Origin of the sequence: Tabrizicola sp. BL-A-41-H6 (assembly GCF_050632395.1) — a bacterium.
Lineage (GTDB): Bacteria > Pseudomonadota > Alphaproteobacteria > Rhodobacterales > Rhodobacteraceae > JAUYQR01.
In genome coordinates, this window is the sequence record NZ_CP192600.1 from 639,593 (window position 1) to 662,695 (window position 23,103).

At 63.5% G+C, this 23,103-nt stretch carries 21 protein-coding genes; 16 read left to right on the top strand and 5 right to left on the bottom strand.

Features of this window, described 5'->3' with window-relative positions:
* Positions 1–1,206, top strand: coding sequence for a hypothetical protein (locus ACROUL_RS03215; RefSeq protein ID WP_431298108.1), 1,206 nt, complete (start codon positions 1–3; stop codon positions 1,204–1,206).
* 128 nt (positions 1,207–1,334) lie between these two features.
* On the opposite strand, the gene ACROUL_RS03220 is transcribed toward ACROUL_RS03215, so the two are convergent.
* Positions 1,335–2,051, bottom strand: a complete 717-nt coding sequence (locus tag ACROUL_RS03220; RefSeq protein WP_431298109.1) for an outer membrane protein — start codon at positions 2,049–2,051, stop codon at positions 1,335–1,337.
* Positions 2,052–2,380: 329 nt separating this feature from the next.
* Between ACROUL_RS03220 and ACROUL_RS03225 the strand changes: the two genes are divergently transcribed.
* The 4 genes from ACROUL_RS03225 to ACROUL_RS03240 all read left to right on the top strand — a co-directional run bounded on the left by ACROUL_RS03225 (position 2,381) and on the right by ACROUL_RS03240 (position 5,336).
* Entirely contained in the window at positions 2,381–2,755 is a 375-nt protein-coding gene (locus ACROUL_RS03225; protein WP_431298110.1) for a YidH family protein, read from the top strand.
* Entirely contained in the window at positions 2,752–3,483 is a 732-nt protein-coding gene (locus ACROUL_RS03230; protein ID WP_431298111.1) for a hypothetical protein, read from the top strand. The genes ACROUL_RS03225 and ACROUL_RS03230 overlap by 4 nt, the downstream gene beginning before the upstream one ends.
* 77 nt (positions 3,484–3,560) lie before the next feature.
* Positions 3,561–3,941 carry a hypothetical protein gene (locus tag ACROUL_RS03235; protein ID WP_431298112.1) on the top strand — a complete coding sequence of 127 codons (381 nt, stop codon included), beginning with the start codon at positions 3,561–3,563 and terminating at the stop codon, positions 3,939–3,941.
* Positions 3,942–4,103: 162 nt separating this feature from the next.
* Positions 4,104–5,336, top strand: coding sequence for an anaerobic sulfatase maturase (locus tag ACROUL_RS03240; protein WP_431298113.1), 1,233 nt, complete (start codon positions 4,104–4,106; stop codon positions 5,334–5,336).
* Between the two features lie 137 nt (positions 5,337–5,473).
* Here the strand turns inward: ACROUL_RS03240 and ACROUL_RS03245 are convergent, their stop codons facing one another.
* On the bottom strand, positions 5,474–6,610 hold the full coding sequence (locus ACROUL_RS03245) for an alpha/beta hydrolase (protein ID WP_431298114.1): 1,137 nt from the start codon (positions 6,608–6,610) through the stop codon (positions 5,474–5,476).
* A 10-nt stretch (positions 6,611–6,620) separates the two neighbouring features.
* Entirely contained in the window at positions 6,621–8,936 is a 2,316-nt protein-coding gene (locus ACROUL_RS03250) for a mechanosensitive ion channel family protein (RefSeq protein ID WP_431298115.1), read from the bottom strand.
* Between the two features lie 184 nt (positions 8,937–9,120).
* Between ACROUL_RS03250 and ACROUL_RS03255 the strand changes: the two genes are divergently transcribed.
* From ACROUL_RS03255 to urtE, 6 genes are all read left to right on the top strand, one after another.
* Complete coding sequence (locus tag ACROUL_RS03255; protein WP_431298116.1) at positions 9,121–9,465, top strand: hypothetical protein; 345 nt, start codon at positions 9,121–9,123, stop codon at positions 9,463–9,465.
* Positions 9,466–9,819: 354 nt separating this feature from the next.
* Positions 9,820–11,055, top strand: a complete 1,236-nt coding sequence (gene urtA, locus ACROUL_RS03260) for an urea ABC transporter substrate-binding protein (protein WP_431301238.1) — start codon at positions 9,820–9,822, stop codon at positions 11,053–11,055.
* Between the two features lie 180 nt (positions 11,056–11,235).
* Complete coding sequence (urtB, locus tag ACROUL_RS03265; RefSeq protein ID WP_431298117.1) at positions 11,236–13,176, top strand: urea ABC transporter permease subunit UrtB; 1,941 nt, start codon at positions 11,236–11,238, stop codon at positions 13,174–13,176.
* A gap of 92 nt (positions 13,177–13,268) precedes the next feature.
* A complete protein-coding gene (gene urtC, locus ACROUL_RS03270) occupies positions 13,269–14,522 on the top strand; it encodes an urea ABC transporter permease subunit UrtC (RefSeq protein WP_431298118.1) in 1,254 nt (417 codons plus the stop codon).
* Complete coding sequence (gene urtD, locus ACROUL_RS03275) at positions 14,519–15,262, top strand: urea ABC transporter ATP-binding protein UrtD (RefSeq protein ID WP_431298119.1); 744 nt, start codon at positions 14,519–14,521, stop codon at positions 15,260–15,262. The genes urtC and urtD overlap by 4 nt, the downstream gene beginning before the upstream one ends.
* Positions 15,259–15,957 (top strand): urea ABC transporter ATP-binding subunit UrtE, encoded by a 699-nt coding sequence (gene urtE / locus ACROUL_RS03280; protein WP_431298120.1) that lies wholly within the window; start codon positions 15,259–15,261, stop codon positions 15,955–15,957. Before urtD ends, urtE begins: the two co-directional genes overlap by 4 nt.
* Before the next feature lie 7 nt (positions 15,958–15,964).
* On the opposite strand, the gene ACROUL_RS03285 is transcribed toward urtE, so the two are convergent.
* Complete coding sequence (locus ACROUL_RS03285) at positions 15,965–16,957, bottom strand: aldo/keto reductase (RefSeq protein ID WP_431298121.1); 993 nt, start codon at positions 16,955–16,957, stop codon at positions 15,965–15,967.
* Positions 16,958–17,071: 114 nt separating this feature from the next.
* Here ACROUL_RS03285 and ACROUL_RS03290 point away from each other — a divergent pair, with 114 nt between their 5' ends.
* The gene (locus tag ACROUL_RS03290) at positions 17,072–17,980 is read left to right on the top strand and encodes a LysR family transcriptional regulator (protein ID WP_431298122.1); all 909 of its coding nucleotides are present in this window, start codon (positions 17,072–17,074) and stop codon (positions 17,978–17,980) included.
* Between the two features lie 8 nt (positions 17,981–17,988).
* Here the strand turns inward: ACROUL_RS03290 and ACROUL_RS03295 are convergent, their stop codons facing one another.
* On the bottom strand, positions 17,989–18,756 hold the full coding sequence (locus ACROUL_RS03295) for a hypothetical protein (protein ID WP_431298123.1): 768 nt from the start codon (positions 18,754–18,756) through the stop codon (positions 17,989–17,991).
* 245 nt (positions 18,757–19,001) lie between these two features.
* Here ACROUL_RS03295 and ACROUL_RS03300 point away from each other — a divergent pair, with 245 nt between their 5' ends.
* The 4 genes from ACROUL_RS03300 to ACROUL_RS03315 all read left to right on the top strand — a co-directional run bounded on the left by ACROUL_RS03300 (position 19,002) and on the right by ACROUL_RS03315 (position 23,093).
* Positions 19,002–20,159 (top strand): ABC transporter substrate-binding protein, encoded by a 1,158-nt coding sequence (locus ACROUL_RS03300; protein ID WP_431298124.1) that lies wholly within the window; start codon positions 19,002–19,004, stop codon positions 20,157–20,159.
* A gap of 139 nt (positions 20,160–20,298) precedes the next feature.
* Positions 20,299–21,285, top strand: coding sequence for an ABC transporter ATP-binding protein (locus ACROUL_RS03305; RefSeq protein ID WP_431298125.1), 987 nt, complete (start codon positions 20,299–20,301; stop codon positions 21,283–21,285).
* Positions 21,286–21,352: 67 nt separating this feature from the next.
* Positions 21,353–22,291 (top strand): ABC transporter permease, encoded by a 939-nt coding sequence (locus tag ACROUL_RS03310; RefSeq protein ID WP_431298126.1) that lies wholly within the window; start codon positions 21,353–21,355, stop codon positions 22,289–22,291.
* Positions 22,281–23,093 carry an ABC transporter permease gene (locus tag ACROUL_RS03315; protein WP_431298127.1) on the top strand — a complete coding sequence of 271 codons (813 nt, stop codon included), beginning with the start codon at positions 22,281–22,283 and terminating at the stop codon, positions 23,091–23,093. The genes ACROUL_RS03310 and ACROUL_RS03315 overlap by 11 nt, the downstream gene beginning before the upstream one ends.
* The last annotated feature ends 10 nt before the right edge of the window (positions 23,094–23,103 follow it).

Here is a 23,103-nt window from a genome sequence, read left to right on the forward strand (position 1 = left end):
ATGACTGCCAGACGTCCAGGCCGGGATGCTGAACATCTGGACGGTGCCTTTGCAGAGTTTTCGCTGCTTCGGGGCCGGTTCAACCAGTTTGCAGCCAGAACCGCCCATCGCCTTTTTGGCGGTGGGGCGCTGTCGTTCGAGATCTTGCTGAGCGGCCTGTTGTGGCTGATCCTTGCGGCGCTTGTGATCCTTGAAGGCCATCACAGGAAGTTCTTCTCGCTTGACGCGGCGGCGATCCATGCGCGGATGCTGGTCGCGGTTCCGCTTTTCCTGTGGTGTTCCGCGCTTCTGGACAGGGCGGCGCGCGATGCCTGCGCTTCGCTGGTCAAGGTGGGGATCGTGGCCGGCGCGGCGAAGGATGTGCTGGACCGTCAGGCGACCCGGCTTGCCAGACTTTTCAACTCGGCCTTGCTTCAGGTCGTGCTTGTCGTCGGTGTCGTTGCCATCGGACTGCTGACTCCCCGTGACTATCTGCCCGGCGTTTCCAGCTTTGCCGGAAACATGACCGATGATGTGGCGGGTTCGCTGGCGGGCCGGTGGTATGTGTGGGTTTGCCTGCCGGTGTTTCGATTTGTTCTGCTGCGCCTTTGCGTCATGTTCTTGCTGTGGACCTACCTGATCTGGAAACTGTCCCGCCAGCGCCTTCATCTTGTCGCGTCCCACCCTGATCGCGCGGGGGGATTGGGGTTGCTGGAGGTGGCGCAGACGCAGCTTTTGATTTTCGTGCTGGCGATCGCCGTGATTGATGCCGCCGCCTTTGCCGAGATGTCGCGGCTGTCCGAATTGATCGAACAGGACGTCTATGTCCATTCCTTCCTGATTGCGCTGGTTGGACTGGCGGTGATATGCGGCCCGCTCCTGTTTCTGAGCGCGCCGCTGTTTCAATGCCGTCGGCTTGGCAATATCGAATTCGGCGCGCTTGCCCACGAATATTCCACGCTGTTCCGGAAGCGTTGGATCGAGACCGGATCAGCAGAGCACGACAATTTGCTGGGGGCCAGCGACATTCAATCCCTCGCCGATCTGGACGGCAGTTATCAGAATGTCAGGACGATGCGGGTATTGCCGGTTACGGGCACGCTTGTCGTCGTGATCCTTGGCTGTGCGGCGGTGCCCCATCTGCCGCTGCTTTTGCTGAAATATCCGATGACGGACCTTATCTCGGACCTGGTTCAGACGATGATCGGGGTTGAGGGCAGGCAATAAGCCTGCGTTTCACGAAGCGATATTCATCCGGCCTGCTGAAAGCGACCTGGAAAATCAGGCTTCGTCAGTCTGGCTGACCCAAGGCGAACCCTGGATCAGCAATTTCATGAAGATCCGGCAGCGCCAGATTAGAACTTGTACGTCGCGCCCAAGAGAAGGCCGGATTGATCCAGCGAGAAATCGCGCCCGTCAATTTCGCGGTTGAACTCCATGTAGCGATAGCCGCCAAGCAGCGTCCACCGATCATTGAGATCATAACCAAGCGTTGCCGAAGCCTGCCAGGTGTTGCTTTCACCCGAGAAGCCGCCGTAATCGGTAAACAGCGTGGCGGTCATCTTGTCCGACAGCCGGCCGCTGATGCGAAGGCCAAGCACGGGATCAGCCCAGCTGTCGCCAACCGAGAATTCGTCCCCGTTGGCAAAGCGCGGATCCGAGTCAAGCTTGGCCCAGCGAAAACCGCCAGCAAGATCGACGGAAACTGACGGATCTTCGTACACGCGGTAACCCGCAAATCCGCTGATGATCGTCATCTGGGTTGGAACCGTCACGTCAACCACGCCGCCCGGACCAGTGGTGGTCGGAGAAAGCTTGAAATACATGGCGTCAGTAAAGAAGCTGAGCTTACCCTTCCGCGCCTCGAATGCGCCCATGAAGGCAAAGTCGAGATCCTGAAGCGCGTCGCTGAAGCTCAATTCAGCGTCAACCGTGCCAAACGGCGTTTCCGCACTTACGCCGGTATCGGTGGCCCAAAGATAGGCAGTCAGGTTGTATTGCCACCCGCTGTCCTGCGCAAAAGCCGTCGATCCCATGAGCGATGCGGCAACGGCCGCAACCAACATCCGCATAGTATTATCCTCCTGCAAGATTGTGGGTCATATTAATCCCAATGCGCGTTGGGCGCAAGGCTGCAGGCCTTGTGCCGTGGGCTATATTGCTATAAAATCACGATAAAAGATCGTTGCCCGTGTGGGTGGTCGAATGTTTTTGCGAATGGGCGGGGCATTTCGCCGTGGTGTTCGACTGGCGGCCGCGCGCCTGCGGGGCGTTTCGACTCGAGGGGCGCGCCCTGGGCCGCGTTTGCGCAATCATTGGTGATGCTGGCGGCAGGGCGGTTCGGGCAATGCGGCGGCCGCGTGGTTTCAGGTTCGAAACTTAAGAAGGTGGGGGCTGAATAATGTCGGAAATGGCCTATTCGACGGAGCTGGCAATTCAACGAACGGTCATGGCGGCGGATCGCACGCTGATGGCGTGGATCAGAACCGCGCTTGCCATGATCAGTTTCGGGTTCACGATATACAAGGTCATTCAGGGATTCCAGGAATCCGATATCAGCATGCCCGCCGGTCTGGATGGTCGAAAGGCGGGAATGATCCTTGCCGGATTGGGAGTCTTTTCCATCATCATCGGAATGGCCGAGTATTTCGGAACCATTCGGGAGATCAGAAAGCGCTATGCCTTGAAGCACTGGCGCTATTCCTTGCTTGTGGCACTTGCAGTCCTGCTGATCGGTGTGGCGATATTCATCGCGATCTGGACGCACCTGGCATGAGTTTTGACATCATCGATGCGTCGACGGCGGTCGCAGCAGCATTGTTTGCGCTTACTTTTCTGTTCGGCTACCGCGTGCATCCCCTGCAGGGCGTGATCAAGGACCGGCGCAGCATCGTTTCGTTTGGTGCGGGGGTTTCGACGGCCTATCTTTTCGTCCGCATGATGCCGGAACTTTCGGATGCGCAGCATGCGTTGAATGAGAACCGGCTTTCGATCTATATGATCGCGCTGATCGGATTCGTGATTGTCTATGGCATGAATCATTTTTCGCGCGCCGGTTCTGCAATTCTGGCGGCGGGTCGGACCGAAGCTCGCGAATTGGCGTCGGCCGAGCCGGGGGCGATGGTCTTGGGCATGACGTTTTATGTCTTTTTGCTGACCTTTGTGCTTGTGCGTGAACCGGCCGGGTCACCCGGGGCGGTTTTGCAATTTGCGATTGCAATTTCCTTTCATTTTCTGGCGGTCGATCATTCTCTTGAGGATGAATTGGGCGACGCCTATCACGCAAGAACCCGGTTTCGACTTGCGGGCGCTTGTCTCGTTGGATGGGTGTTGGGTCAGTTTGCGCCGGTTTCGGATTTTACCGTGGCAATCCTGTTTGCCTTGGTTTCCGGCGGGGTTATAGTGAACAGTGCGGTCATGGAATTGCCGACTGAAAAGGATGGCCGGTTCCTTCCATTCGCGGCCGGGTGTCTTTTGTTTGGTCTGGTTCTGATGACGTTATAATCAACGCGGCCAATGATCCGATGTTGGCGGCTTGAACATTGCAGGGCGGGTCTTTGGCCCGGAGGAAGGGGTTGGCCATGCTGGAAATCTGGACGCGCATTCTTGAGGACCTGGTTGATCGGGTAAGCGGACCGATGAGCCTGCGGGTTTTCCTGCAGCCTGCGATGGCGATGGTTTTCGCAGCGATCGCAGGGATGAGGGATGCCCGCGAAGGCAAGCCACCCTATTTCTGGAGCCTGCTCACCGTGCCGGAGCATCGCCGTGACATGATGCGCGACGGCTGGAAAAGCGTAGGAAAGGTCTTCGTGATCGCGATGGTGCTGGACGTTGTCTATCAGGTCATCGTCCAGCGATTCGTCTATCCGGGCGAGGTTGTGCTGGTTGCCATCCTGCTCGCAATTGTGCCTTATCTTTTCGTCCGTGCCCTGGTCACACGGATCATCACGGCGTTTCGTTGAGCTGGTCATGGCAGTGGTGAAACCGGACGCCTGGAAAGTGATCGACAAGGCATCGCCCGGCGCGTCACTTGGACCGGGGCGGATTTGGCCGAGCCTGTTCGCGACGCGTTCGACCTGACAGGCGAGACCCGTTCAAAGCGTTGAAAAGGCAGGATGATCCTGATGCAGACCGTAGCCCCCTACCATCTTCTTGCCAAGCCTGCGGGTGCGGCATGCAATCTTGGCTGCGATTATTGCTTCTTTCTGTCGAAGGAAAATCTTTACCCGAACGAAAGCTACCTGATGACGCCGGCGATGCAGGAAAGCTACATCCGGCAATTGCTGGAGTCCTCGCCCGGGCCAGAGGTGCAGATCGCCTGGCAGGGTGGCGAGCCGACGTTGCGGGGCCTGGATTTCTTTCGCCGGTCGGTGGAGCTGGCCGAGCGGTATCGCAGGCCAGGCCAAAGCGTGCTGCACACGTTGCAGACCAACGGCACGCTGATCGACGACGAGTGGGCGGCCTTTCTGAAGGCCAACAACTATCTGGTGGGCGTCAGCATTGATGGCCCCCGCGCGATGCACGACGCGTTTCGGGTGACGAAGAAGGGTGAGGGCAGCTTTGACGCTGTGATCCGTGGCTGGAACATGCTGCGCAAGCACGATGTCGATGTGAACATCCTGTGCACGATCAATGCGGCCAATGCGGATCATCCGCTGGAGGTGTATCGCTTTTTCCGCGACGAACTGGGTGCCAGCTTCATCCAGTTGATCCCGATCGTGGAGCGGGCCACTCCCGAGACGATCGAGGTGGCCAATCTGGGCTGGGGCGGTCAGCACGGCAAGGACCGGCCGCTTTACACGCAATCGGGCAGCCTGGTGACCAAGCGCACCGTGTCCGCCGAGGCGTTTGGCGCCTTCCTGATCGCGATCTTCGATGAATGGGTCAGCCGCGATGTCGGGCAGGTTTATGTCACCACCTTCGACGTGGCGCTGGGCAGTTGGCTTGGGCAGCACACCTCCTGCGTCGTGTCTCCCACCTGCGGGCGGGCATTGGCATTGGAACACAATGGCGATGTCTATTCCTGCGACCATTTCGTGGAACCGGCCTACAAGCTTGGCAACATTGCCAGCAAGCCTTTGCAGGTTCTGGTCGAATCCGAACAGCAGCGCCGTTTTGGTGACGCGAAGTTCGACACGCTTCCGAAATACTGCCGGGAATGCCCGGTGCTTTTCGCCTGCTATGGCGAATGTCCGCGCAACCGGTTTATCACCACACCCGATGGCGAGCCGGGGCTGAATTGGCTTTGTGCGGGCTACAAGGGGTTTTTCACCCACGCCGGGCCGAAACTTGACCGCATGGCGAGCCTGCTGCGTCAGGGCCGGTTTGCCGACGAAATCATGGAATTGCCGGTCTGACGGCTTTGCAACGGGCGCGCTTCAGGTAATCAAGCGATCCGGTCGCGCCGCAGCTTTCGAACCTTGAATTCCTGTCGTCCGATTTATGGCTGCGGCGACGGATCATCCAGCGCCGCAGGGCAAATTCGGCTGTCTTTTCAGTTGAGCAACGGGTTGACCACGACGCCGACGGCGCTTTGTATCAGCACCCCGCCATGTTGCACCAACCCCACCCGCTGGTCGTCTTCGAAAATCGCGGTCCCGCTGGCGCGAAGGCGCTGAACGAAGGCGATCAGCTCGGGCGAGGAGCCGACCTTGAGGTGGCTGTCCGCAGCGTCGGTCTCGATTTCCGAAAGGTCGATGATCGTCACGTCCAGGCCGCCAAGGTCGGCCTTGGAGCGGACCGATCCCACGCGATCGCTTTCGCCGCGGATGAAGGCCGAGGCCTGCAGCGCCTTGTCGTCATCGGACACCAGAAGGTAGATCGGCACGCCCGCCGCAAGAACGGCCGGGGCCTGGCGGCGGAACACGTCCACCTCGAGGTCGGCCGAGATCAGGACCACCGCGTCGATCTTGTCCAGCGTGGCGTGATCGCCTGCAAGCGCAAGCTCGCGCAGGGTTTCCATGGTGAGGAACGCCCCCATCGAATGCGCGACAACGTTGAAGCCGTTCAGGTTGCTGCGTGCCATCGCGGCCAGCGTCTGGGCCAACGCCTCGCGCGAGAAGAGGGCGCTTTCGCGGTCGGTGATGTAGCTGAGCAGTTTCGCCGCCGAGGGCCAGGTGAACAGCAGGCTGACACCGGGCGACTTGAGATCATGGTAAAGCTGCGCCGTCTTGAGCAGCCCTTCGGCGAAGTTGGTGTTGTAGCCATGCACGAAGATCACGCCTGTCCGGCCTGCGGCCGGAAACTCCGCGGCTTTGGCGTTGATCGCCTTCACGAAGGCGCGCGGGCCGTCCAGATGGGTTGCCTCGGTCACGACAAAGTCGCGGTCCGGGTCCGGGTCGGATTTCGGATAGCGGATCGTGCCCGGGTCACGGTTCGGCGGGATCGACACGTCGAAGGTCGCAAAGTTCGTGTCAAAGTCACGGGTGGCGGAGAAATACTCCGGGGCGGGCGCCGGTGTGCGCGCGGTGGCGACAAGGATCTGCGCCGTGTCGCCCCTTGCGGTGGCGGCCGGATCGACCATGGCGATGCTTCCCCGCGTCCCGCAGCCAGCAAGCGCGCCCGTCAGCAGCAGCGCCAGCCCAAGGCCATGCGCCGCGCGGAAGCGACCTTTGGTGAGTGGAGCCTGCATCATCTTTTCCTCAGTCCTTGGTTCCGGTGGTGCCGGGGGTAGCCGCCTGGGTAACGTCGAGGATCGTGGCCTCGGCTTCGGTCAATGGCTTGCCTTCAGTTTCGACATTCAGGTTTACCTCACGCCGGGCAAAGTGGATGCCCGCCTTGGCGAATTCGGCATGCACGCGGTTGTTGATCTCGCGGCGAATGGCGAACTGCTTTCGATACTCCGGCTTGAACATGAACTTGCCGCTGACCACAACGCCGTTTTCGCTGACCTCGCTCAGACCCTTGAAACTGAAGGGCTGGAGGATGGCGTTGCGGTAGTCGGGGTTTGCCGCAACATCGGCGCCGATCTGGTCGAAGATCTTGCGGATACGCTCGATGTCCGTGTCGAAGGGCACGGTGAAGGTAAGCTTTGTGGTGCCCCAGTTGCGGCTGAAGTTGGTGATCGTGGCGACACCGCTGTAGGGCACGCAATGCAGCGCGCCATCGGTCTGGCGCATGTGCATGGATTGCAGCCCGAACTTTTCGACATAACCTTCGATCTTTCCGGTCGAGATGTATTCGTTCAGCCGGAAGGCATCATCCATCAGGAAGAACACGCCCGACACCAGGTCGGCCACCAGCTTTTGCGCGCCAAAGCCGATCGCGATGCCCGCCACGCCCGCCCCGGCCAAAAGCGCCGTCACGTTGACGCCCAGGTGGCCAAGTGCCATGAGCGTGGTGACCACGATGATCACCCCCTGCACCATCCAGCTGATCGGCGGAAGGATGGTGGCCAGCCGCGACGCGGCGTCACTGGCGACATGGATGCTTTCCTCGGTTCGCGGATCGACCACCACGACGGTCTCTGGCCGCAGGTTGGCGAGTTTGCGGTTGACTGCAAGGTTGACGAGTTCCAGCAGCATGTAGCCGATGGCGACGATCAGGATGGCCGCGACAAGCCGCTCGCCCATCCGCTCGCCCACCCCGGCCTGGGCCAGGCCGACAAGCGACAGCCCCCACAGCTTTGCAAGCACGATCGTGACCGCGCCAAAGACGATCACCCGTCCAACGCGCACGTGGCTGCGCCAGGATGCCTCGAACGCCTTTCGGGCTGCCGCGCCGGAGCCTTGCATCGGCGGCACGACAAGCCGGACAACGGCGCGGATCAGGGCGTCGAACATCGGCGCGACAAGCAGCACGCCAAGGCTGACCAGATGCCGACCTTCGCGCACGAAGGATTCGTTGCCCAGCGATGCCGACACCACACCGGAAACCCAGGTCAGCGCGATAACGATCAGGGCGTAAGCCGGATAGACGTCGGCCACCCATTTCTCGCCCGGCCGCAACGGCTCCTGCCCGCCGGCGACGATCTGCTTCAGGCCGCTGCGGCAGCGAATGACAGTCACGCCAAGCCAGACAAACACCAGCAGATTGGCCCAGAAGCCAACGGCCAGCGAATCCTTGGCCATCCCGACCTCTTCCAGGATCAAAAGCAGGGTTCCGATCAGGCCGACCACAAAAAACACGCCCACCAGGCTGCGGGTCAGTCGTTTGGCCGTGATGTCGTCGGTATCGACCAGCCGCATGTCCGGCAGATCGGGCGACAGGAAAAAGCGCAGCACGGTGTGGACGAGGCGCGGAAAGAAAACCAGCCACAGCGCGATGCTCATGCCAATCCGCACCTCGCGTTCAGGCAGCAGCATCGCCAGCAGCACCGCCGCCACGATCAACGACAGCACCGCCCCGGCCGCATCGTTTATCAGCCGGCGCAGCAGCAGCGGCAGCGAGCCGGGAAACGCCGGGGCATTGGCAACCGGAGGCGGCCGTTTCGCCTCTTTGGCGATGAGCCATGACGAAATCAGCCGGTCGACCGCAAGTCCGGCAAGGATCGCCGCCAGCAGGACCAGACCCAGCCGGATAACGCCATTTCGGCCAATGAGTTCGCCGTATTTGCCGGTCGCCGACAGGATCGCGGACAGGTTCTCGGGCGTGGTTGCGACGACTGCGGCCACTCGGCCCATGATTGTGCGCAACGGTCCGGTGATCACGTCGACCAGGGGTTGCGGTCGTGGCGCGATTGCCGGGGCAGGTGCGGCGCGGCTGTCCAGTTCCTGCAGCAAAAGCTCGCGCACTTCCTTGTCGGACAGGCGGGAGACCAGCGCATCGACCTGCGGGGCGGTCAGCGTCGCGGTATCCGGCGTCTGGGCAGAGGCAGGCAGCATCAGCCCGACCGCGAGGGCAAGGACCGCGATGGCAAGGACGGCTGCCATGGCCAGACGCACCAGGCTGCGCATCGCGACGCGCTTGCCCCGCTGCGGACCCGGCTTGCGGGATATGTCAGACAGAACGGTCTGCATTGGTTCAGACAACCTTACCGCCAACAGGTGCGCTCTGGATTGACCCTGTTTGCCCGATGGTCATCGTTGCCACCCGCATCCTTTCCTGACGCCTTGCGTCACCACCCGGTAAATCACATACCATCTGTCCACCTTGGCCGCCGAATTACAACAGTACCCATCACGGCTTTGCAGGAGAACCGCCTTGACCTATCGCAAGCCCGACCCCACCCCGATCGAGGCCTTTCTGGCGCCCCTGGCCGCGCTGGCGCTGAAGCAGTCCGACATCGAGGCGCTGGTGTTCTGGGGGGGCGACGGCGGTTGGGACACGGCGCCGAGCGAGGCGCTCGAATCGGAAGAGATCGCGTTTTACGCCGAAGGGCTGTTGCAGGACGGCTTTCACATGGTCTGGACCGTGGTGGCGCTGGCCGAGACGCCCGCGCTGGCCGACCATGTCCGCCTGCAGTTCTGGCAGGACGACGCGCCGCCGCCGGAGGGCCTGCCCGAAGGCTGGGTCGCGGTGGCCGCAGGCCGGTGGCCGCCGGGCTGACGCTGCGTCAGGGTGCCCAATAAATACGCGGGTGCCGCCAAAATCGCCGCGATATGCGGCAAACTCCACCGTCAGGCGAACCAATGGGCATTGGTCACACCGGAACCGTTGCCGCTGGCTTGGGTGTGGCCTTTGCTCGGCCCACACGGCGCCCTTCAGGGGGTCGGGGTGTGCGGTGGCGACAGGTCTTGGCGGACATCACCACCGCACGGGTGCAACCAGGGTTGCCGTCTCAATATGGCGCACCTTCCTTGGAAAGGAAGGGCCAGAGGCGGCCGAGTGACAGGGGATCACGACATGAATTTGACAAGACGTTCGCTTTTGACCAGCGCCGCGGCGGCTGCCGCTCTTACCATGCCACGCTTTGCCTTTGCCCAGGCCGAGACGATCAAGGTCGGCGTGCTGCATTCGCTTTCGGGCACGATGGCGATTTCGGAGACCACGCTGAAAGACACCATGCTGATGCTGATCGAGGCGCAGAACGCCAAGGGCGGCCTTCTGGGCAAGCAGCTTGAGGCGGTCGTCGTCGACCCGGCCTCGGACTGGCCGCTCTTTGCCGAAAAGGCGCGCGAGTTGCTGACGGTGTCCAAGGTCGACGTGATGTTCGGCTGCTGGACCTCCGTCAGCCGCAAATCGGTGCTGCCGGTGATCGAGGAATTGAACGGCCTTCTGTTCTACCCGGTGCAGTACGAAGGCGAGGAATCGTCGAAGAACGTGTTCTACACCGGCGCCGCGCCGAACCAGCAGGCGATCCCGGCGGTGGATTACTATCTGGAAGAGCTTGGCGTCACCAAGTTCGCGCTTCTGGGCACCGACTATGTCTATCCGCGCACCACGAACAACATCCTGGAAGCCTACCTGATTTCCAAGGGCATCCCGAAGGAGGACATCTTCGTCAACTACACGCCCTTCGGCCATTCCGACTGGTCCAAGATCGTGGGCGACGTGGTGGCCTTGGGGGCTGACGGCAAGAAGGTCGGCGTCATCTCCACCATCAACGGCGATGCCAACATCGGCTTCTACAAGGAACTCGCCGCCGCCGGCGTCACCGCCGATACGCTGCCCGTCGTCGCCTTCTCGGTCGGCGAGGAGGAGCTGTCGGGTCTCGACACCACCAACCTCGCCGGGCATCTTGCCGCCTGGAACTACTTCATGTCGGCCGACACCCCGGAAAACGCGGCCTTCATCGCGGCGTGGAAGGCCTTCATCAAGGACGACAAGCGCGTGACGAACGACCCGATGGAGGCGCATTACATCGGCTTCAACATGTGGGTGAACGCCGTGACCGCCGCTGGCACGACCGAAGTCGACGCTGTCTCCGACGCGATGATCGGGCAGGAATTCCCGAACCTGACAGGCGGCGTGGCCAAGATGTTGCCGAACCACCACCTGACCAAGCCTGTGCTGATCGGCGAGATCCGCGCCGATGGCCAGTTCGACATCATCAGCCAGACCGAGCCCGTCCCGGGCGATGCCTGGACCGATTTCCTGCCGGAATCGGCGGTGCTGGAGGCGGACTGGAAAGACCTCAAGTGCGGGATGTACAACAAAGAAACCCAGACCTGCGTGCAGTTGAAGTCGAACTACTGACGCCGGCCGTTTCGCGAAACGGGGGTGCGGCGCGCCTCCCCTCCCCCTCGTGGGGAGGGGCTGGGGGTGGGGGGCTCCCTCCCACCACGCGCCGCCCCCGCCCGCTCCTCCCTCCCACCCTCTCCCTCCCCCACAAAGGGGGGAGGGAAGCGCCCGATCATTCCAATGTCCGGAAGCCCCATGCGCCTGACCGCCAGCCTCTTTGCGGCCCTTCTCTGGCTTTTGCCCTCGCTTGCTCTGGCTGAAGGCGAGGCGGCGCAGATCGTGGCCGACAACCGCGCGCAGATCGAAAAACCCTCGCGCCAGACCATCGGGCCGGTGATCGCGGCGCTGGCGGCCAGTGGCGACCCCTTTGCCGATGACATCCTCTCCGCCTGGGCTGACAAGCGGCTGGTGATCCGCAAGGCCGACGGCGCAATGTTCGTGGCCCTGCCCGACGGCGATGGCTTCGCCCTCACCGGGCTGGACGGCACGCCTGCCGGAACGGCGGTGAAGGCTGAGCTGACCGATTTGAAACCGAACGCCGGGGTGCGCGGCGTGATCGCCGCAGCACTGGTGCAGTTCACCCTGTCGGACCCGGACCCAAGCGTTCGCGCGCAGGCCCTGGCCTCGATCGCCCGCGATCCGAAGGCGGAGACGCTGGAGCCGCTCCGCGCCTCGCTTGCCACCGAGGCCGACCCTGCCCTGAAAGCGCAGAAGGAACGGCTGGAACGCTTCCTGACCCTGCGCTTCGACCCCGATCCCGCCGCCCGGGTCGCCGCGATCGAAAGCCTCGGGTCCGACACCTCGCTTGACGTGCGCGCCGCCTTGAACCCGCTGGTCGCCACCACCCGGATCGCCGTGGCGGGCGCGCCCGGCGGCAACATCGCCCGCGAACTGGCCCCCGGCCGTGACCTGACCGAGGCCGAGGCCTATGACCTCTTGGTCGCCGCCAGCATGGCCCCGGCCCGGCTGACGCTGGAGGATCAGCGCGCGGCACTGGTCGCCAACATCGCGGATGGCGCTGTCGGCGGCATTCCGGTGGCCGAGATGGCCAGCCAGACCGCACGGGACCGCGCCTATACCGCGCTCGAGGCGGCGGGCACCGTCCCCACCGCCGCCACCGATGACGAGGCGACGGCTGCATTGGCGGCGCACCGATTCTTCGACGCCTATGTCGAGCCCAATCCTGCCGTGACCACCGCCGCCACCGCCGCGCTGAAAGCCATCGACCGCAAGGTCGCCGCGATGCAGGCCGCCGACCTTGGCCTTGATGCGCTGTCGCTGGCGGCGATCTACTTTCTTGCGGCCATCGGCCTTGCCATCACCTTCGGCGTGATGGGCGTGATCAACATGGCGCATGGCGAATTCATCACCTTCGGTGCCTACACCGGCTTTGTGGTGCAGCTTTTCGTGCCGAACTACACGCTGTCCATCCTGATCGCGCTGCCGGTTGCCTTTGCCGTGACCTTCGCTGCCGGGGTGGCGATGGAACGCCTCGTCATCCGCCACCTCTACAAACGCCCGCTGGAGACGCTGCTTGCCACCTTCGGCATCTCCATCGCGCTGCAGCAGATCCTGAAGAACGTATTCGGCACCCAGGCCCGCCCCTTGACCGCGCCGGGCTGGCTGGACGGTGCGCTGGAATTCAACGATGTGGTGTCGATCAGCTACATCCGGATCGCGATCTTCGTGCTGGCGCTGATCTTCCTCGCGTTCTTCCTCTACCTGATGAAGCGCACCCGCCTCGGCCTCGAGGTCCGCGCCGTCACGCAAAACCCCGCGATGGCCGCCTCGATGGGCATCAACCCCGACCGCATCAACATGCTGACCTTCGGCCTCGGCTCCGGCATCGCGGGCATCGCGGGGGTCGCCATCGGGCTTTACGCCAAGGTCACCTCCGAAATGGGCGCCGATTACATCGTGCAATCTTTCATGACCGTGGTCGTCGGCGGCGTCGGCAACGTCTGGGGCACCCTCGCCGGGGCCACGATGATCGGCAGCTTGCAAAAGGTGATCGAGTTCCTGAACCCCTCGAACACGCTTGCCGCGCAGACCTACATGATCCTCTTCATCATCCTTTTCATCCAGTTCCGCCCGCGCGGCATCATCGCGCTCCGTGGCCGCGCGGCAGGAGATTGACCATGTCCTCCCCTTCATCTGTCCGGAAATATCCCACGGGGGGTCGTCCATCGAGTCCGCCATCGGTTCAAGGACCGATGGGCGACGGGGGTGTGAAACCCCCCGCTTCCAACGCCCGCCGCAGTTTCCTTGCCCGCAATCCTTCGGTGCTGATCTTCCTCCTGGCGCTGGCCGCCTTCACGATCATCGTCACCATCGCGTCCGAGGCTTACGGCGTCGGCTTCGTCTCCACCTCTTTCGTGAAAACCCTCGGCAAGACACTCTGCCTCTGCCTCGTTGCGCTCGCGATGGACCTCATCTGGGGCTACGCGGGCATCCTTTCCCTCGGTCACATGGCGTTCTTCGCGCTTGGTGGCTACATGATCGGGATGTGGCTGATGTATGCCCGGACCGAGGAAATCGTGGTCGCGGCGCTGGCGCAGGGCGGTTTGCCCGCGACCCCCGAAGAGGTGACGCAAGGCATCGCCACGCAGATCTTCGGCGTCGTGGGGTCGTCCGACCTGCCGGTGATCTGGAGCTTTGCGCATTCGCTGCCGCTTCAACTTATGCTCGCGGTGGCGGTCCCCGGCCTTCTTGCCTTCATCTTCGGGTGGCTGGCGTTCCGGTCGCGCGTGACCGGGGTTTACCTGTCGATCCTGACGCAGGCAATGACGCTGGCGCTGGCGCTTTACCTTTTCCAGAACGACAGCGGTTTGCGCGGCAACAACGGGCTTTCGGGGTTGCAGAACCTGCCGGGGCTTGGCGACACCTCGCAAGATCTGGTGTCGGTGTGGTTCTTCTGGGCTTCGGCACTGGCTTTGGGCGTCGGCTACCTGACGATTGCCTGGATCGTGTCGGGCAAGTTCGGGTCGGTGATCCGCGCGATCCGGGATGACGAGGCGCGGGTGCGGTTTCTTGGTTATTCGGTCGAAGGCTACAAGCTGTTCCTGTTCACCCTTACCGCGATCATCGCAGCCATCGCAGGGGCGCTTTACTATCCGCAGGCAGGCATCATCAACCCGGCGGAACTGGCGCCCATCGCGTCGATCTACCTTGCCGTCTGGGTCGCCATCGGCGGGCGCGGGCGGCTTTACGGGGCGGTGATCGGCGCGGCGCTGGTGTCGCTGGTGTCCAGTTGGTTCACCTCGGGTCAGGTGCCGTCTATCCCGCTCGGGTTTGCCACGATCCACTGGGTCGACTGGTGGCTGGTGTTGCTGGGCGCAGCTTTCGTCGGCGTCACGCTGTTTGCGCCAAAGGGCATCGGCGGGCTGTTCGACCGGTTCCAAGGCATCGCCACGCCCGACCGCAAGGGCGCGGCCCTCGGCCCTGACGACGGGTCGTTGCAGGAACGGGAGGCGCAGGAATGACGGCACTTCTGGAAGTATCGGGCCTGTCAGTCAGCTTTGACGGGTTCCGCGCGATCAACAACCTGTCGTTCTCCATCGGCCCGGCGGAACTGCGCGCGATCATCGGGCCGAACGGCGCGGGCAAGACCACGTTCATGGATATCGTTACCGGCAAGACCCGGCCCGACAATGGCAGCGTCACCTTCGGCGAACGCTCGATCTCGCTTCTTGGGATGAACGAGGCGAAGATCGCCCGCGAGGGGATCGGCCGCAAGTTCCAGCGCCCCACAGTGTTCGAGGATCAGACCGTCACCGACAACCTGATCCTTGCGCTGAAAGCCCCGCGCAGCCCGTGGCGCGTGCTGGGTTGGCGGCCACGGGCGCCCGACATGGCGCGCGTGCAGGCCCTGGCCGAAGAGGTGGGTCTGGGCGACCAGCTTGCCCGCAAGTCGGGCGAACTCAGCCACGGCCAGAAGCAATGGCTGGAAATCGCGATGCTTCTGGCACAGGAGCCGAAGCTCCTTTTGGTGGACGAACCCGCTGCCGGAATGACGCCTGCGGAACGCGAACAGACCACGACGCTGCTGGTCAGCCTTGCGAAAACCCGCGCCGTGGTGGTGGTGGAACATGACATGGATTTCGTCCGCCGCCTGAACTGCCGGGTGACAGTGCTGCACGAAGGGTCGGTTCTGGCCGAAGGCTCGCTGGACCATGTCACGCAGAACGCGCAGGTCATAAACGTTTATCTGGGGCGCGGATGATGCTGGAAACCCAAGCACTTACCCTGCACTACGGCGGCAGCCAGATCCTTTACGGCATCGACTTTGCCGCCAAGGCGGGCGAGGTGACCTGCATCCTTGGCCCGAATGGCGTCGGCAAGACCAGCTTCCTGAAGGCAGTTGCCGGCACCCACATGCGGTCGGGCGGCGGTGTCACCCTGAACGGCGAGGCGCTGGGCAAGTTGCGCCCGCAGGACATGGCGACGCGCGGGCTTTCGGTGGTGCCGCAGGGGCGGATGATCTTTCCGTTGCTGACGGTGCGCGAAAACCTTGAAACCGCCTTTGCCGTGTTGCCGAAGGCCGAGCACCAGATCCCGGACGAGGTGTTCACGCTGTTTCCGATCCTCAAGGATTTCCTGCATCGTCGCGGCGGCGATCTGTCGGGCGGCCAGCAACAACAGCTTGCCATCGCCCGCGCGCTGATCATGAAGCCGAAGGTGCTGCTGCTGGACGAACCGACCGAGGGCATCCAGCCCAATATCATCCAGCAGATCGGCCATGTGATCGATTACCTGAAGGCCAAGGGCGACATGGCGATCGTGCTGGTCGAACAGTATTTCGACTTTGCCTATGCCCGCGCCGATCAGGTCTATGTGTTTCGGCGCGGCACGGTGGCGTTGCAGGGCCGCAAGGACGATCTGCCGAAAGATGCGCTGCGGGCCGAGGTTTCGGTCTGAGCGTTCGTCAGCGTTCGCGCGGCGGGCCTTCGGGGGCGCGGGCGATCACGGTCTCGATCTCGGCCATCACGCTTGCGGGCAGCGGGCCTTTCGCCAAGGCTCCGGCAAGGTCTTCGACCTGCGCCACGGTGCGAAACCCGGGAATCGGCAGGGCTGCGGGCGATCGCGCCCAGAGCCAGCCGATGGCGCCTTGGGCCAATGTGCGTCCGTTGGTCTGCAACAGGTCGCGCACCGCATCCAGCCGGGCCAGCATCTGGGGCGTGGCGACGCCGTCCCGGAAGTAATCCATCCACTCGGTGTTGCGGCTGCGCACGTCATTTGCGCCAAAGCGGTGCCCGGCGGCGTAGCGCCCGCCCAGAAGCCCCATCGCCAAGGGCGAGCGGTTGATCGACAAAAGCCCTGCCGCCTCGATCACCGGGATCAGCGCATCGGCGCGGAAGAACACATTCATCGCGTGTTCGACGGCCTTGAAACCGGGCCGGGCGGCGAAGGCCTGCGCGCGGTCGGGGAAATCGGTGCTCCAGCCGTAGGCGTCGATCTTGCCCGCGTCGCGCAGGGCATCCAGGGTGTCAAAGACGCCCGCCGCATCGGCGATCGGCAGGCTGTTGAGGTGCAGAAGCGCAAGGTCGATCCGGTCGCGCCCAAGCCGCGCGAGCGAGGCGTCTATGGCGGTGGCGATGCCCTTCAGGTCGATGCCGACAAGCTCGCGTTTGCCTTCGTCGATGGCCAGCCCGACCTTGGTGGCGATGCGCACCTCGGGGCGGCCGTGCAGCGCCTGACCCAGGACCCGTTCGGAATGGCCCGCGCCGTAAGCCTGCGCGGTGTCGAAAAAGCGTATCCCCGCGCCCACTGCCGCATGGATCGCGCGAACCGATTCCATGTCATCGACCACGCCCCAGCCCGCAGGCTCGCCACCCGCCGTCCACGGGCCGCCGATCGCCCAGCAGCCAAGACCAAGCCGGGGGATCACGCTGCCATCCCAAAATGTCGCTGTCGTCATGGTCGTCCTCCATCCGTGGTGGCGGGGCAACGCTTCGATCCGGCCGAAGGTTGCCCGACCGCGCGGTGCAACGGACCCCCTTGCCGCGACGACCGAACCGGGAAAGCATGGCACATGGCCTTTACCCTTCGCCAGTTGCAATTCTTCGTCGCCGCTGCCGAGGCGGGCTCGGTCTCGGGCGCCGCGCGCGGGCTGTCGATCAGCCAGTCTTCGGTGACCGAGGCGATCCGCAGCCTTGAGCATGATCTGGGGGTGGTGCTCTTTGACCGGCAGGCGCGCGGGCTGTTGATCACCCACAAGGGCACGTCGTTCCTGCGTCACGCCCGGCAGATCCTGTCGGATGTGGCAACAGCCCGGTCCACCTTTCAGGATGAGGCCGAGGCGGCAACGGGGCGGCTTTCGCTGGGCGTGACCAGCCTCGTCGCAGGCTATGTGCTTTCGGACATCCTGCAACGCTACCGCCGCGCGTTTCCACAGGTCGATCTCAATGTGATCGAGGACAATGGCGAATACCTGCAACACCTGCTGATCGGGGGCGAACTTGACGTGGCGGTGCTGCTGACATCGTCCGTGAAGGACCGGATGGCGCTGAACGTGGAGACGCTGGTGGTGTCGCCCTACCGGCTGTGGTTGCCGCTTGGTCACGCGCTGGCGCAGCAGGAAAGCATCGCGCTGGAGGAATTGGCCGGATCACCGCTGATCCAGCTGATGGTGGACGAGATCGAGGAATCCACCCGCCGCCTGACCGCCGCGCTGCCGGTAAAACCCCATATCGCCTTTCGCACCCGCAGCGTCGAGGCGGTGCGCAGCCTTGTCGCCACCGGCGCTGGCCTGGCGATCCTGCCAAGCCTCGTCTACCGACCGTGGAGCCTTGAAGGCGACCGGATCGAGATCAGGGACGTGGGCGGCGACCTGCCTTCGGTGCAGGTGGGTCTGGCGTGGCGCAAGGGTGCGCCTCTCAGCAGTGCGGCCAGCAACTTCATCCGCTCGGCGCAAAGTTCGGCGGTGTCGCGTCCGGGGTGAGGCGGGGATCAGTCCAGACGCGACCAACCGCAGCGCGCGGCAAGCATCTCGACGTCATGGTCGGTGCCAACCGCCATGTTTACCCGATAATTGCCCGACCTCCAGTTCCGCCAGTGGTCACGCATCAGATGCAGCCCTGACCGGCTAATCTTGGTAATCGGGGTGCGCAGCGGCAGCACACCTGCCCATTTGCGCTGCATGAAGTGGTACGCCTCGTCAAAGTCGCGCCCAAGCGCGCCGTGGTAACGGTCATTGTGGATGCAGGGCAGGGCACCGGCATATGCGCCCCGTCCCGCAGCGATGGCGGTCTGGACGATGTCTGTCCCATACATGTGCCACCCCGGCAGTGCCTCGTCGAACCGCACATTTGTCGATCGGCGCACCACGATCAGCAGTTCGTCAAGCGACTGGATGCGGACCGGGGCCATCGGCACGCGGCCCACGATCATCCCCAGGGAGGAAGACCAGACCGGCCCAACCGGCGCCGCATCGAGGCCAATGCCGAAGGTTCCGAACACTGCCCAGTCGTCGGGCAATTCGGCAATACGTGCCTGCAATACGCTTTGCCAGCCTTGCGGCAGGTATACATCGTGGTGCGCGAACACGACAATCTCGGCCGTCGATGCATCCAGCGCCCGGTTGTATGCGATCGACGCGGAGGGCGCATTCTGTTCGACATGCAGCGGGATGCCTTGCGCCAGCAGCGGCGAGCGTTCGATGTTGGCTTTGCGGATGGCTTCCGAATGGCTGGCGCAGGCAATCAATATGTCGGTCATGTCAACTCTGATGCCTTGGCAAGTCGGACGGGCGCCTGTCGGAAGGCTCGCCCGGCCCGCAGTCTTATCAACGCTCCGCATTGCAGCAAGGGAAATCGAAGCACGCGGCGCAGGCCCATCGGCAAAACCGATGGGTAGCTTCTGCCTTTTGTTATTGCGAAAGCGCACCCAGCCATTACCCTGTCGCCAAGTCCGAGAACCGGACCCCTTGCGACCACCGCAGGGGCAACCAACGGGAGCCTGCCATGCAACGTCTTAAACTCTTGGGTACCACGACCCTTGCCCTGCTGACCGCCGTCACTCCGGTGCTGGCACAGGTCACCGAAATCGGTGCGCCGGAGGGTCAGGTGAACATCGTCGCCTGGGCCGGCTACATCGAGCGCGGGGAAACCGACAAGGCGTTCGACTGGGTGACGAAGTTCGAGGCGGCGTCGGGCTGCAAGGTAAACGTGAAAACCGCCAACACCTCGGACGAGATGGTGGCGCTGATGAACGAAGGCGGGTTCGACCTTGTCACGGCTTCGGGCGACGCAAGCCTGCGTTTGATCGCGGGTGACCGCGTGCAGCCGATCAACATCGACCTAATCCCGTCGTGGAAGACCGTGGACGAACGGCTGCAGAACGCACCGTGGCACACCGTCGATGGCGTGCATTACGGCGTACCCTACATGTGGGGGCCGAACGTCCTGATGTACAACACCGAGGTGTTCAAGGAAGCGCCGACCTCGTGGAACGTGGTGTTCGAGGAAATGACCCTGCCCGACGGCAAGTCGAACAAGGGCCGCGTGCAGGCCTATGACGGCCCGATCCACATCGCAGATGCGGCGCAATACCTGATGTTCCACAAGCCGGAACTGAAGATCACCTCGCCCTACGAGTTGAACGAAGAACAGTACAAGGCCGCGCTTGACCTTCTGCGCGTGCAGCGCACGCTGACCAGCCGTTACTGGCATGATGCCTTCATCCAGATGGATGACTTCAAGAACGAAGGCGTGGTTGCCTCGGGTTCGTGGCCGTTCCAGGTGAACCTGCTGAAGGCCGATGGCCAGCCCGTCGCCAGCACGATCCCGCAGGAAGGTGCGACCGGCTGGGCCGATACCACGATGATGCATGTCGACAGCGCCAACCCGAATTGCTCCTATCACTGGATGGAGCATTCGCTGGCCTCGAACCTGCAATCGGACCTGTCGGTCTGGTTCGGTGCCAACCCCTCGGTTCCGGCGGCCTGCACCGACGGGCGCGGGATGCAGACGGCGGAAGGCTGCACCACCAACGGCATGGACGACTTCGAGAAGATCCGGTTCTGGACCACCCCGGTGTCGAACTGCAGCCAGGGTGAAGGTGCGTGCGTGCCCTACTACCGCTGGGTGTCCGACTACATCGGCGTGATCGGCGGGCGGTAAGCCGGCCCTCTTGCGGGGCGACCAGAACGCCCCGCCCCAGTCCTGACCACTGCACCAGCGGCTGACCTCTGCGCCTCCCTCCCCCCTTCGTGGGGGAGGGATTGGGCGAGAAGGCCCCTTCATTGGCATATCCATTCGCATGACCGTTGCTGTCGAATTCCAGAACGTTTCCCGCCACTTCGGTCAGGTCCGTGCCGTTGACGGCGTGGACCTTGCCATCGCCGAGGGCAGTTTCTTTGCCATGCTCGGGCCGTCCGGGTCTGGCAAGACCACCTGCCTGCGGCTGATCTCGGGGTTTGAAAAACCCACCGGTGGCGCGATCCGCATCTTTGGCGAGGATGTGTCGAACACGCCGCCGCACCTGCGCAACGTCAATACGGTGTTTCAGGACTACGCGCTTTTCCCGCACATGAACGTGCGCGACAACGTGGCCTACGGGCTGATGGTCAAGGGCGTGGGGCGCGTCGTGCGCTACGCCAAGGCCGACGAGATGCTGGCGCTGGTCAAGCTCGACGGTTACGGCGACCGCAAGCCCGGCCAACTTTCCGGCGGCCAGCGCCAGCGCGTGGCACTTGCCCGCGCGCTCGTCAACGAACCGCGCGTTCTCCTCCTCGACGAACCCCTCGGTGCGCTGGATCTGAAACTGCGCGAGGCGATGCAGGACGAATTGAAATCCCTGCAACAGCGCCTTGGCATCACCTTCGTCTTCGTCACCCACGACCAGCACGAGGCGCTCAGCATGGCTGACAGCCTCGCCGTGTTCAACGAGGGCCGGATCGCCCAGATCGGCACCCCGCAGGAAATCTACGACCGCCCCGCCACCCGGTTTGTCGCCGATTTCGTCGGCTCCTCCAACGTCCTGCCGCCCGAGATGACCCGCGCGCTGGGCGGCCCCGCGCAATGGGCCTCCTTGCGCCCCGAAGCCACCCGCCTTGCCGCCACCGGCCCGGTCACCGGCACCGTCACCGCGCTGCGCTACCTTGGCTCGGCCACCCGCGTGGTTCTCGATGCGAACGGCACCGAACTTGCGGCCCTTGTCCCCGCCGGCCAGCCCCTGCCCGCCGAGGGCCAGACCACCGCCATCGCCTTCGACCCATCCGCGCTGCACCTGATGGCCGCGCCATGACGCAGGCCATTCATCTGTCGCCAAATATCCCCGCCGGAGGCTCCCTCCGCCGCAACGGGCGCGCGGCATGACCGCCCCAGCGATCCTGCCCACCCGTGGCGCGGCCGACCTGCTGACCGGCCTGTTCTGGCGTCGCCCGAACCTCCTCCTGATCCTCCTCATCACCCCGCCGCTGCTGTGGCTGGGCGTGATCTACCTCGGCTCGCTCGCGGCGCTCCTCCTCCAGTCGTTCTACGCGATTGACGAGTTTTCCGGCGTGGTGAAGCAGGAATTCACCCTGAAAACCTACGCCGAACTGTTCCGCGCGCAGAACCTGGATATCATCCTGCGCACCATCCTGATGTCGGCGGCCGTCACCATTGCCTGCGCGATCCTCGCCTTCCCCATCGCCTACTACGCCGCCCGCTACGCGAAGGGCCGCTGGAAGGCCGCCTTCTACCTTGGCGTCATGCTGCCCCTGTGGTCGAGCTATCTGGTCAAGGTCTACGCCTGGAAACTGATCCTCGCGAAAGAGGGGATCCTGACCTGGGCGACCGACGCCACCGGTACAGGGTTCCTGATCTCGGGCCTTCTGTCGATCCCCGGGCTTGGCGGTTCGTCGCTGTCGACCAGCTACATCGGCACCTTTCTGGTCTTCGTCTACGTGTGGCTGCCGTACATGATCCTGCCGATGCAGGCGTCGCTGGAACGGGTGCCGACCTCGATGCTGGAAGCCTCGGCCGACCTTGGCGCCACGCGGCGGCAGACCTTGCGCACGGTGATCCTGCCTCTGGCCCTGCCGGGGGTGATCGCGGGGTCGATCTTCACCTTTTCGCTGACGATGGGCGATTACATCATCCCCCAGATCGTCGGCAATTCGGCCCGCTTCATCGGGCTCGCGGTCTACCAGCAGCAGGGCACCGCCGGGAACATCCCGCTGGCCGCGGCCTTTGCCGTGGTGCCCATCGTCATCATGGTGATCTACCTGATGCTTGCCAAACGTGCGGGGGCGTTCGATGCGCTCTGACGCCTCCCCCGGATTGAAGATTGCGGCGATCGGCGGGCTTTTGTTCCTGCATCTGCCGATCCTCTTGATCTTCCTTTACGCCTTCACCACCGAAGAGCGCACTTACCAGTTCCCGCCGCCCGGCCTGACCACCGAATGGTTCGCCGTCGCGTGGAACCGCGAGGATATCTGGCCACCCTTGTGGCTGTCGCTGAAGGTCGCGGCCATCGCCACACTTCTCGCGATGATCCTCGGCACGCTGGTTGCCGCCGCGATGTCGCGGGCAAAATTCTTCGGGCGTGAACAGATCTCGCTTCTGATCATCCTGCCAATCGCGCTTCCAGGCATCATCACCGGCATGTCGCTGCGTTCGGCCTTTTCGATCCTCGATATCCCGTTTTCGATGTGGACGATCATGCTGGGCCACGCGACCTTCTGCATCGTCATCGTCTACAACAACGCGGTGGCCCGGTTCCGCCGCCTGTCAGGCGGGGTGCTGGAGGCGTCCGCCGATCTTGGCGCCAACGCCTTCCAGACCTTCCGCCACATCCTGCTGCCGAACCTTGGCTCGGCGCTGCTGGCGGGCGGGATGCTGGCCTTTGCGCTGTCGTTCGACGAGGTGATCGTCACCACCTTCACCGCAGGCACCGGCGTGGACGCCAAGACCCTGCCGATCTGGATGCTGGACGAGTTGATCCGCCCGCGCCAGCGCCCCGTGACCAACGTGGTCGCCATCGTCGTGTTCGCGGCGACCTTCTTCCCCATTCTCATCGCCTACTACCTGACCCGCGGCGGCTCTGAAACCGCCGGCGGCGGCAAATAAGGAGAGATCC

Excerpts from the sequence above, each read along its gene's own strand:
- ACROUL_RS03215 (WP_431298108.1), top strand. The coding sequence starts at position 1 with ATGACTGCCAGACGTCCAGGCCGGGATGCTGAACATCTGGACGGTGCC.
- ACROUL_RS03220 (WP_431298109.1), bottom strand. The coding sequence starts at position 2,051 with ATGCGGATGTTGGTTGCGGCCGTTGCCGCATCGCTCATGGGATCGACG.
- ACROUL_RS03225 (WP_431298110.1), top strand. The coding sequence starts at position 2,381 with ATGTCGGAAATGGCCTATTCGACGGAGCTGGCAATTCAACGAACGGTC.
- ACROUL_RS03230 (WP_431298111.1), top strand. The coding sequence starts at position 2,752 with ATGAGTTTTGACATCATCGATGCGTCGACGGCGGTCGCAGCAGCATTG.
- ACROUL_RS03235 (WP_431298112.1), top strand. The coding sequence starts at position 3,561 with ATGCTGGAAATCTGGACGCGCATTCTTGAGGACCTGGTTGATCGGGTA.
- ACROUL_RS03240 (WP_431298113.1), top strand. The coding sequence starts at position 4,104 with ATGCAGACCGTAGCCCCCTACCATCTTCTTGCCAAGCCTGCGGGTGCG.
- ACROUL_RS03245 (WP_431298114.1), bottom strand. The coding sequence starts at position 6,610 with ATGCAGGCTCCACTCACCAAAGGTCGCTTCCGCGCGGCGCATGGCCTT.
- ACROUL_RS03250 (WP_431298115.1), bottom strand. The coding sequence starts at position 8,936 with ATGCAGACCGTTCTGTCTGACATATCCCGCAAGCCGGGTCCGCAGCGG.
- urtA (WP_431301238.1), top strand. The coding sequence starts at position 9,820 with ATGCCACGCTTTGCCTTTGCCCAGGCCGAGACGATCAAGGTCGGCGTG.
- urtB (WP_431298117.1), top strand. The coding sequence starts at position 11,236 with ATGCGCCTGACCGCCAGCCTCTTTGCGGCCCTTCTCTGGCTTTTGCCC.
- urtD (WP_431298119.1), top strand. The coding sequence starts at position 14,519 with ATGACGGCACTTCTGGAAGTATCGGGCCTGTCAGTCAGCTTTGACGGG.
- urtE (WP_431298120.1), top strand. The coding sequence starts at position 15,259 with ATGATGCTGGAAACCCAAGCACTTACCCTGCACTACGGCGGCAGCCAG.
- ACROUL_RS03285 (WP_431298121.1), bottom strand. The coding sequence starts at position 16,957 with ATGACGACAGCGACATTTTGGGATGGCAGCGTGATCCCCCGGCTTGGT.
- ACROUL_RS03290 (WP_431298122.1), top strand. The coding sequence starts at position 17,072 with ATGGCCTTTACCCTTCGCCAGTTGCAATTCTTCGTCGCCGCTGCCGAG.
- ACROUL_RS03295 (WP_431298123.1), bottom strand. The coding sequence starts at position 18,756 with ATGACCGACATATTGATTGCCTGCGCCAGCCATTCGGAAGCCATCCGC.
- ACROUL_RS03300 (WP_431298124.1), top strand. The coding sequence starts at position 19,002 with ATGCAACGTCTTAAACTCTTGGGTACCACGACCCTTGCCCTGCTGACC.
- ACROUL_RS03305 (WP_431298125.1), top strand. The coding sequence starts at position 20,299 with ATGACCGTTGCTGTCGAATTCCAGAACGTTTCCCGCCACTTCGGTCAG.
- ACROUL_RS03310 (WP_431298126.1), top strand. The coding sequence starts at position 21,353 with ATGACCGCCCCAGCGATCCTGCCCACCCGTGGCGCGGCCGACCTGCTG.
- ACROUL_RS03315 (WP_431298127.1), top strand. The coding sequence starts at position 22,281 with ATGCGCTCTGACGCCTCCCCCGGATTGAAGATTGCGGCGATCGGCGGG.